The organism is Gordonia sp. (in: high G+C Gram-positive bacteria) (genome assembly GCF_052106715.1).
Lineage (GTDB): Bacteria > Actinomycetota > Actinomycetes > Mycobacteriales > Mycobacteriaceae > Gordonia.
In genome coordinates, this window is sequence record NZ_JBQEDL010000013.1 from 94,664 (window position 1) to 104,809 (window position 10,146).

Below are 10,146 nucleotides of genomic sequence, written 5' to 3' on the forward strand. Positions count from 1 at the left end.
GCTTCGTGCATTCGAACGAATACCGTGGTTGCGATTCGTTCGACCCCACATGCCGGACACACGTGCGGGGCGGCAGAATCTCCCGAATGACGAGACGTGAATCACATACGCTCAGTGTCGTGCGTAGGGTGACGACGTACGACCTGACGAATCGGTGATCGCGCCTGTGTCTTCGATCGAATACGAGAGGGAGTCCCGATGTCAGTAGCGTCCGACGGCCGAGCATTCCAGATCTTCGCCGTCGTCCTGTACTTCGCGGCGATGCTCGGCATCGGGTTCTACGCGTACCGGAAGACCAAGAACAACCTCGACGGGTACATGCTGGCCGACCGTGGTCTCAAGCCGTGGATCGCCGCGCTGAGCGCGGGCGCGTCGGACATGTCGGGCTGGCTGCTGATGGGTCTGCCGGGCGCGATGTACGTGTCCGGGCTCTCCGAGTCGTGGATCATGATCGGTCTGCTGATCGGCGCGTGGGCGAACTGGAAGGTCACGGCGCCGCGATTGCGCGCGTATACCGAGGTCGCGGGAGACGCGATCACGATCCCGAGCTTCTTCGAGACACGTCTGCGCGACTCCTCGCGCATCCTCCGCATCACCTGCGGCGTCATAATCCTGGTGTTCTTCACGTTCTACGTCTCGAGCGGGATGGTCGCCTCCGGCAAGTTCTTCGACAGCGCGTTCGGCGTGGACTACACCGTCGGCATGCTGATCGTGGCGGCCGTGACCATGGTGTACACCCTGTTCGGCGGCTTCCTCGGTGCATCGTTGACCGACGTCGCACAAGGCGTCCTGGTCGTCATCGCTCTGCTGGCGGTACCGATCATCGGCATCATCAACCTGGGCGGCGTGGGAGCGACCATCGACGGTGTCCGTGCGGTGGATCCCGACGACCTGAGCTTCTTCGCAGGCGGTTCGGTCGTCGCGATCATCTCGTCGGCGGCCTGGGGACTCGGCTACTTCGGGCAGCCGCACATCATCGTGCGCTTCATGGCGTTGCGCTCGCCCGCCGAGGCGGGCACCGCGCGGCGGATCGGTATCGCCTGGATGTTCGCATGCGCCGTCGGTGCCGTCGGCACCGCGCTCGTCGGCATCGCATACTTCGCCAAGCACACCACCGAGGCTCCCGAAGACTCCGAGACCGTCTTCCTCGCACTGTCGCAGATCCTGTTCCATCCGTTCATCGCAGGCCTCGTGCTCGCTGCGGTTCTCGCAGCGATCATGTCGACCATCTCGTCCCAGTTGATCGTCTGCTCGTCTGCGCTGATCGAGGACCTCTACAAACTGGTGGCGGCGAAGACCGGACGACGAGAGCTCAGCGACATCACCTACGTCCGGCTGGGACGTCTCGGCGTCCTCGCCATCGCCGTGATCGCCGCGGTGCTCGCGATCTCGCCGTCGAACAGCATCCTCGACCTGGTCGCGTTCGCGTGGGCAGGCTTCGGCGCAGCGTTCGGACCGGCGATCGTGCTGTCCCTGTACTGGCGACGCCTCACCACGTGGGGCGCCCTCGCCGGCATCGTGACGGGCGCGGTCGTCGCCTACGCGTGGGGCCAGTCATCGTTGAGCGAGGACATGTACGAGATCGTGCCCGGGGTCCTCGCGAGCTTCGTCGTAGCCGTCACGTTCAGCCTGTTCACATACCGGCCCAACTCGGAGATCGACGCCGAGTTCGACGCCGCGAAAGCGTTGGCGAAGGCGAAGGACACCGATACGGCAGCCGTCGACGCCAGGGTTTAACGCAGAGGATTCGGCGAATGTGAAAAGTGCGGCGACCTCGCTAGACTCGGCTCCGCAACAGGTTCGCCCGGTGATTCGTTCTTCGGGCGTCGAGAAGAGGGAATCCGGTGCGAATCCGGAGCTGACCCGCAGCGGTATGTCGGAACGACCGTCGTCACATGCACTGGACCCGAGGCATCGGGCCTGGGAAGCGACGACCAGTAGGAGCGCGCAGCGCACGCCGACGAGCCCGAAGACCTGCCTGTCGTACCGGGCACGCCGTGCTCGGTGGCTGTCCGCCTCGTGGATCAGGCGATGACTCCGTCACGGGTTCGAGCGTTCTCGTGCCCGGGTCGGAATGCATCTTCTGTCGGGCGACGGCCGTCAACACTGTTTGCAGGAGAAGAAGTACACATGTCCGTCGACACGACGACACACACTGCCCCACCGTTCACCGCGACTGTTCCGGGCACCGCCCGCATCGGTGCGAATCGCGAGCTCAAACGAGCCGTCGAAGCCTACTGGGCCGGGCGGTCGGATCGCGCCGACCTCGAAGCCGTCGCCGCCGATCTGCGATCGACCAGCAGGCGCGCCCTCATCGACGCCGGTATCGACTCGGTTCCGGTCAACACGTTCTCGTACTACGACCAGGTTCTCGACACCGCGGTGATGCTCGGTGCGCTGCCGCCCCGCGCCACGACGATCAGCGATCCGCTCGACCGCTACTTCGCGGCCGCCCGCGGCTCCGACGGCGTGACGCCGCTGGAGATGACCAAGTGGTTCGACACGAATTACCACTACATCGTCCCGGAGATCGGCCCCGACACCACATTCGCACTGGACGCGACCAAGGTTCTGGCGGAGCTCGCCGAAGCGGCTGCCGACGGGGTCGACGGTCGACCGGTCGTCGTCGGTCCGATCACGTTCCTCGCGCTGTCGAAGGCCGTCGACGGAGCCGCGGCACCGTTGACCCGACTCGACGAGGTCGTCGCGTTGTACGTCGACCTTCTCCGGCGTCTCGCCGAGGCGGGTGCCCAGTGGGTACAGATCGACGAGCCGATTCTGGTGACCGACGCCGTCGAGAATCTGCCCGCGCTCGCCGAGAACGTCTACTCGACGCTCTCTGAGGTCTCGGCTCGGCCGGCCATCCTGGTCCAGACGTATTTCGGTGACGCCCGCGAGTCGGTCGCTGCCCTCGCCCGCACCGGTGTGGAGGCCGTCGGCGTCGACCTGGTTGCAGGCGGAACCGACAGCGTGACGTCCGCGGGGCTCGGTGACAAGATCGTCGTCGCCGGTGTCGTCGACGGACGCAACGTGTGGCGCACCGACCTCGACGAGGCGCTCGGCGTCCTCGAGTCACTGCGCGGATCGGTCGGGCCTCTCGTGGTCTCGACGTCGTGTTCCACCCTGCACGTCCCCTATACGCTCGCCGGCGAGGACGGCCTGGACGACGCCCTCCGCGGCTGGCTCGCGTTCGCGAGCGAGAAGCACGCCGAAGTGGTCGCGTTGGCACGCGCGTTCGCGAGCGGCCGCGCCGATCAGTCCGAAGCGTTCGACGCCGCCGCGACGGCGCTCGCGAGCCGCGCGAACGACCCGAGGCTGCACGTCGAAGCGGTCCGCACCCGCTTGGCCGCCCTCACGTCCGCTGACTGGACCCGTGAGGACTCGGCGGCACGGCGCACCGTGCAGGATGCCGCGTTGGACCTGCCGACACTGGCCACCACCACGATCGGTTCGTACCCGCAGACCACCGACATCCGCAAGGCCCGTCAGGCGCTGCGCACAGGTGCGATCGACGACGCCGAGTACACGCGTCGCATGCAGGCCGAGATCTCCGATGTCGTTGCACTGCAGGAGGAGATCGGCCTCGATGTACTGGTGCACGGCGAACCCGAGCGGAACGACATGGTCCAGTACTTCGCGGAACAACTCGACGGATTCTTCGCGACCGCGAACGGCTGGGTCCAGTCGTACGGCTCGCGCTGCGTGCGTCCGCCGATCCTGTTCGGCGACGTCGTCCGTCCCGCACCGATGACAGTCGACTGGATCGCGTACGCACAGTCGTTGACGGCCAAGCCGGTCAAGGGCATGCTTACCGGTCCGGTCACAATCCTCGCGTGGTCGTTCGTCCGCGACGACCAGCCGCTCGCCGAGACCGCCAATCAGGTCGCTCTCGCGATTCGCGACGAGACCGTCGACCTCGAGAAGGCGGGTACGGCGATCATCCAGGTCGACGAGCCTGCCCTGCGTGAACTCCTGCCGTTGCGGGCCGCAGATCGCAGCGCCTACCTCGACTGGGCCGTCACCGCGTTCCGATTGTCGACGGCGGGCGTCGCCGACGCCACCCAGATCCACACCCACCTGTGTTACTCGGAGTTCGGTGAGGTCATCGGGGCCATCGCGGACCTCGACGCGGACGTGACGTCGATCGAGGCTGCCCGCTCACATATGGAGGTCCTCGCCGACCTCAACGGGATCGGTTTCGCCAACCAGGTGGGCCCGGGTGTCTACGACATCCACTCGCCCCGTGTGCCCGCGGCCGACGAGGTCACCGCCTCGCTGCGCGAAGCGCTCGCCGCGGTGCCCGCCGACCGCCTGTGGGTCAACCCGGACTGCGGTCTCAAGACCCGCACCACCGAGGAGGTCACCGAGGCGCTGACCAACATGGTTGCCGCCGCGCGCGCCGTGCGTTAGTCGCACCCTCAGTTAGGTCGTCGCACACTCAATGCGTCTTAGCAGCCTGGGCCCAGGCTGCTAAGACGCATTGATGTTGTGTAGCGGTATCTCAGGCTGCGACGACGCTCATGCCAGCTCCACCAAGAGGTCGCCTGAGGCCACCTCCGTCGCGCCGGTGCGCACCACACGAGACACCGTGCCTGCCACCACACTCGTGATGGACGCCTCCATCTTCATCGCTTCAATGGTCGCGACGGTCCCACCCTCGGTGATCGCGTCGCCGGCTCCGACCGTCACCGTGGCGATTCCGCCGAACGGTGCGGCGATCTGCTTGGGGTCGTTGCGATCGGCCTTCTCCGCCGCGGCGACCTCCGGATCCACTCCGCGGTCACGAACCGAGACCGACCGCAACTGCCCGTTGACCGTCATCAAGACCGTCCGCAAACCCGTCTCATCTGGTTCGCTGACCGCTTCGAGCGAGATCAACAGCTCGACCCCGGGACGTAGCTTCACTCGATGTTCGAATCCTGGCTGGAGACCGTAGAAGAACTGGTGCGCGGGCAACCGAGACGTGTCACCGAACGTCTCCAGATGGCTGTGGTAGTCGGCGGTCGGCCCGGGGAACAGCAGGCGGTTGAGCACATCCCGACGGACCGGCCCCGGAGCCGCCAGCGATTCGAGATCGTCGGCTGTCAGCGGGATGTCCGGGCTACGCCGCGCCCGTCCAGCCAGGACCGACGTCCGTAACGGCTCCGGCCACCCGGCGGCAGGCTCCCCCAACTCGCCGCACAAGAAGCCGATCACCGAGTCGGGGATGTCGTACGCCGACGGATCGGCCGCGAACTGCTCCGCCGTCACGCCCTGCGCCACGAATGCGATCGCGAGGTCTCCGACGACCTTCGACGACGGAGTCACCTTGACCGGACGCAGGAGCAGTTCGTTAGCGGCGGCGTACGCGTTCTCGACCGCCTCGAATCGATTTCCGACCCCGATCGAAATCGCTTGCTGACGAAGATTCGACAGCTGGCCGCCGGGGATCTCGTGCTTGTACACGCGACCGGTCGGTGCCGGGATCCCCGACTCGAACGGCGCGTACTCCCGTCGAACCGCCTCCCAGTACGGTTCCATCGCGCAGACCGCACTCAGCGATATACCGGTGTCGAACGGGGTGTTCTCGGCCGCGGCGACGATCGCCGACAGGGACGGCTGGCTGGTGGTGCCCGCGAGCGCGGCGCTCGCACCGTCCACGGCGTCGGCCCCCGCCTCCCACGCCGCGAGATAGGTCGCCAACTGACCGCCCGGAGTGTCGTGTGTGTGCAGATGGATCGGCACGTCGAAGTTCTCGCGGAGGGTCGATACCAGGGTTCGCGCCGCGGCCGGACGCAGCAGACCCGCCATGTCTTTGATCGCGAGCACATGCGCGCCGGCGTCGACGATCTGCTCGGCCAGACGCAGGTAGTAGTCCAGGGTGTAGACGCTCTCGCCTGGACTCGACAGATCTCCGGTGTAGCTCAGCGCGACCTCGGCGATCGTCGTACCCGTCTCCTTCACCGCATCTATCGCCGGCCGCATCGCGTCCACACTGTTGAGCGCGTCGAAGATCCGGAAGATGTCGATACCGGTGTCGGCGGCCTCCTGAACGAACGCGGTGGTGACCTCCGCCGGGTACGGCGTGTAACCGACGGTGTTCTTGCCCCGCAGCAGCATCTGCAGGCAGACGTTCGGAACCGCGGTTCGTAACCGCGCCAACCGATCCCACGGGTCTTCTTTGAGAAAACGCAGCGCGACGTCGTACGTGGCGCCACCCCAGCACTCGATCGAGAGCAGTTCCGGTGTGGAGGCTGCTACGTACGGTGCCGCGACGGACAGACCACTCGTCCGCACCCGCGTCGCGAGCAATGACTGGTGCGCATCGCGGAACGTCGTGTCCGTCACCGCAAGAGCCCGCTGATCACGGAGCGCACGGGCGAAGTCGTCGGGCCCCAGCTCGAGCAGCCGCTGCCGTGACCCGTCCCGCGGACCGCGGAGCTCCGCATCGGTCAGCGCAGGCAGTTTCGTGTGCGGGTGGACCGGTGTAGGAAGCGGGCCGTACGGCTGGTGGACCGTGACGTCCGCGAGGTACGACAGCAGCTTCGTGCCCTTGTCGTCGGACGGTCGCGCTGTCACCAGATCCGGGCGGTCTTCGATGAACGACGTCGTGATCCGGCCCGCTCGGAAGTCCGGGTCGTCGAGCACCGACTGGAGGAACCCGATGTTCGTGGTGACACCACGTATTCGGAACTCCGCGAGCGCACGGCGTTCACGACGTACAGCTGTCGCGAAATCCGCTCCGCGACAAGTCAATTTGACGAGCATGGAGTCGAAGTGACCGGTGATCTCGCTGCCGAGCGCCGCCGCCCCGTCCAACCGGACGCCGGCGCCGCCGGGTGCGCGGTAGGAGGTGATGCGCCCGGTCGCGGGCCGAAAGCCGTCCGCCGGATCCTCGGTCGTGATGCGACACTGCAGTGCCGCACCGCGGATCGCGATGGACTCCTGACTCAGCCCGAGGTCGGCGAGCGACTCGCCAGAGGCGATACGCAGCTGCGCCGCTACGAGGTCGACGTCGGTGATCTCCTCGGTCACGGTGTGCTCCACCTGGATGCGTGGATTCATCTCGATGAAGAAATGCTGTCCGCGCTCGTCGACGAGGAACTCGACGGTTCCGGCGCAGCTGTAGCCGATCTGCCGGGCGAAGGCCACGGCGTCGGCGCAGATCTTCGCACGAAGCTCGGGGGCCAGATTCGGTGCCGGTGCGATCTCGACGACCTTCTGATGGCGCCGCTGCAGACTGCAGTCGCGCTCGAACAGGTGGACGACGTCTCCCTGTGCGTCGGCGAGGATCTGCACCTCGATGTGTCGAGGGTTCACGACGGCCTGTTCGAGGAATACCGTCGGGTTGCCGAATGCCGACGCCGCTTCACGGGACGCCGCGCCGATCGCCTCCGGGAGGTCGGCGATGTCGGCGACCCTCCGCATCCCGCGACCGCCTCCGCCTGCGACCGCCTTCACGAAGACCGGGAACACCATGTCCGCCGCTGCAGCCACCAGTTCGTCGACGTCCGAGGACGGCTGCGAGCCTGCGAGCACCGGCAGTCCGGCATTCTGGGCTGCGGTCACCGCCTGTTGCTTGTCCCCGGTGAGATCGAGGACGTGCGAACTCGGACCGACGAACGTGATGCCGTCCCGCGTACAGGCCGCGGCTAGATCCGGGTTCTCAGAGATGAACCCGTATCCGGGATAGACCGCGTCGGCACCGCACTCGCGAGCCACCCGCATGACTTCCTCCACGGCGAGGTAGGCCTGGACCGGGTGCCCCCTCTCCCCGATCCGGTACGACTCGTCGGCCTTGGTGCGATGGATGCAGTTGCGGTCCTCCTCCGGGTAGACCGCAACGGTGCCCGCCCCGAGTTCGTAGGCGGCACGGAACGCACGCACGGCGATCTCACCGCGGTTGGCGACCAGTACTTTGGCGAACATGGTGGTGTTCGATCCTTTCCGTGGGGTCGGTACCCCGTTGGGCTGCGACGACGCGTCAGGCCGGAACGCGGCGCTGCTGAGGGCCGTTGTAGGCCGACAGCGGTCGGATCAGTGCGTTCGACGCCGCCTGTTCCATGATGTGAGCCGTCCACCCGGTGATACGGCTCATGACGAAGATCGGCGTGAACGCACCGATGTCGAAGCCCATCAGGTGATAGGCCGGGCCGGTCGGGAAGTCGAGGTTCGGCAGGATGCCCGTGCGCGAGGACATCTCGTCTTCGAGTTCACGGTAGATGCGCAGCCACTTGTCCTGCCCGAGGTGCTCGGAGACCTCGACCAGTGCGTCGTACATAGTCGGGACCCGCGAGTCGCCGTTCTTGTAGACCCGGTGACCGAAGCCCATCACCTTCTCTTTCGCGTCGAGTTTGGCGGTGAGCCATCCCCGGGCGCGGTCGGGGCTGTCGATGTCGATCATGTCGTACATGACGGCCTCGTTCGCTCCGCCGTGCAACGACCCCTTCAGGGCGCCGATGGCTGCGGTCACGGCGCTGTACATGTCCGATCCGGTGGAAGTGACGACCCGGGCGGAGAACGTCGACGCGTTGAAGCTGTGCTCGGCGTACAGGATCATCGACTTCTCGAAAGCACGGACGATCACCGGATCGGGACTCTCGCCGAAGCACATCGTCAAGAAGTTCTCCGCGTACCCGAGCGCGTGGTGCGGCTCGATCGGATCGAGTCCGCGACGCCGACGCAGGTCGGCAGCGACGATCGTCGGGAGGATGGCGAACATCCGCTGAGCCTTGGCCATCAGCGCCGCCGGATCGGTGGAGTCCTCATCGGGATCCTCGGTGCCGAGATAACTGATCATCGTGCGGACGACATCCATCGGATGGCAGGTGTCCGGCGTCCGCGCGAGCACCGACTGCGCGGACCGGTCGAGGCGTCGGCTGGCCCGTTCACGCTGGGTGAACTGCGCCAGCTGTGCGTCGGTCGGCAGTTCGCCGTACCAGAGCAGGTAGGCGACCTGCTCGAACGAACAGTTCGCCGCCAGGTCCTGCACGGCGTAGCCACGGTAGGTCAGCGAGTTGGTCTCGGGCACTACTTTGGAGACGGCCGTCGTATCGACGACGACTCCGGCGAGCCCCTTGTAGACGGTCGGGGTGGATTCTGTGCTCATGGGTCACTTCCCTGATCTGCTGTCGGTCCGGGGTCGGGTGTAGGTGAACAGGTTCTGGTCGAATGCGTTGTAATCGGAGTAGCGGAGGAACTCGTAGAGCCGCGCGCGATGCTGCATCACATCGAGTTGGCCCGCCTGCGTTCCGTTCTCGGCGATGGCGGCCAGTCCGGACTCCACGGCCCCCATCGCCAGCCGAAGAGTGGTGACCGGATAGATCACGACGTTGAACCCGAGGTCACGGAGCTGATCGGTGGTGAGCAGCTCCGACTTTCCGAATTCGGTCATATTGGCTAGGAGCGGGGCGTCGACGGCCTCGCGGAAGGTCTCGAACTCCTTCTCGTCGGCGAGCGCCTCGGTGAAGATGAGGTCGGCGCCCGCGTCGACGTAGGCCTTCGCTCGGTCGATCGCGGCGTCGAGGCCTTCCACACCGCGGGCGTCAGTGCGCGCGCAGACGATGAAGTTCGGGTCGCGCCGCGCGCCGACTGCTGCGGCGATGCGCCGCAGCATGTCCTGCGTCGGCACCACTTCTTTGCCGTCGAGATGGCCGCACCGTTTCGGGTTGACCTGGTCCTCCAGGTGGCAACCCGCCAGTCCGGCGTCTTCGAGCGTCGTGATGGTCCGGGCAGCACTCATCGGCTCGCCGAATCCGGTGTCGGCGTCGATGAGCGTCGGCAGGTCGGTCGCGCGGGCGATCGATCCGCCTCGCGCGGCGACCTCGGTGAGAGTCGTCAGACCGATGTCGGGCAAGCCGAGGTCCGCGGCCAGCGCGGCACCGGATACGTACACGCCCTCGAAGCCAGCGTCGGCGACGATCTTCGCGACGAGCGGGCTGAACGCGCCCGGCCAGCGCAGTAGGTCGCCGGACTCCAGGCCCGCGCGCAGCGTCGCACGCTTGTCCGCGTCGCTCACACCCGAGCTGAACAGCCCGTACGTCTGTCCCGACATCAGAGAATGCCTTCGCCGGTCTGGGGCGCGGAGGCGAGCACATCGTCGAGCACCCGGACGTTGAGGCCACAGAGATCGTCGGGTCCGAGCCCGGACAGCCCGGTGGCCGCGGC

Annotated in this window: 5 protein-coding genes and 1 riboswitch; of the genes, 2 read left to right on the plus strand and 3 right to left on the minus strand. The window is 66.6% G+C overall.

What is annotated here, in order from left to right; all coding sequences use genetic code 11:
- Positions 1 to 198: 198 nt before the first annotated feature.
- Together putP and metE are read left to right on the plus strand one after the other, a co-directional pair.
- On the plus strand, positions 199 to 1,737 hold the full coding sequence (gene putP, locus ACTIMF_RS08975) for a sodium/proline symporter PutP (protein ID WP_442349935.1): 1,539 nt from the start codon (positions 199 to 201) through the stop codon (positions 1,735 to 1,737).
- 42 nt (positions 1,738 to 1,779) lie between these two features.
- A riboswitch (cobalamin riboswitch) is annotated at positions 1,780 to 1,996 on the plus strand.
- A gap of 134 nt (positions 1,997 to 2,130) precedes the next feature.
- Complete coding sequence (gene metE / locus ACTIMF_RS08980) at positions 2,131 to 4,410, plus strand: 5-methyltetrahydropteroyltriglutamate--homocysteine S-methyltransferase (RefSeq protein WP_442349936.1); 2,280 nt, start codon at positions 2,131 to 2,133, stop codon at positions 4,408 to 4,410.
- A 108-nt stretch (positions 4,411 to 4,518) separates the two neighbouring features.
- Here the strand turns inward: metE and ACTIMF_RS08985 are convergent, their stop codons facing one another.
- From ACTIMF_RS08985 to prpB, 3 genes are read right to left on the minus strand one after another with little or no spacing between them, the layout of a single operon-like run.
- A complete protein-coding gene (locus tag ACTIMF_RS08985) occupies positions 4,519 to 7,908 on the minus strand; it encodes a pyruvate carboxylase (RefSeq protein WP_442349937.1) in 3,390 nt (1,129 codons plus the stop codon).
- A gap of 55 nt (positions 7,909 to 7,963) precedes the next feature.
- Complete coding sequence (locus ACTIMF_RS08990) at positions 7,964 to 9,088, minus strand: bifunctional 2-methylcitrate synthase/citrate synthase (protein WP_442349938.1); 1,125 nt, start codon at positions 9,086 to 9,088, stop codon at positions 7,964 to 7,966.
- Between the two features lie 3 nt (positions 9,089 to 9,091).
- A complete protein-coding gene (gene prpB, locus ACTIMF_RS08995) occupies positions 9,092 to 10,033 on the minus strand; it encodes a methylisocitrate lyase (protein WP_442349939.1) in 942 nt (313 codons plus the stop codon).
- Positions 10,034 to 10,146 lie beyond the last annotated feature (113 nt).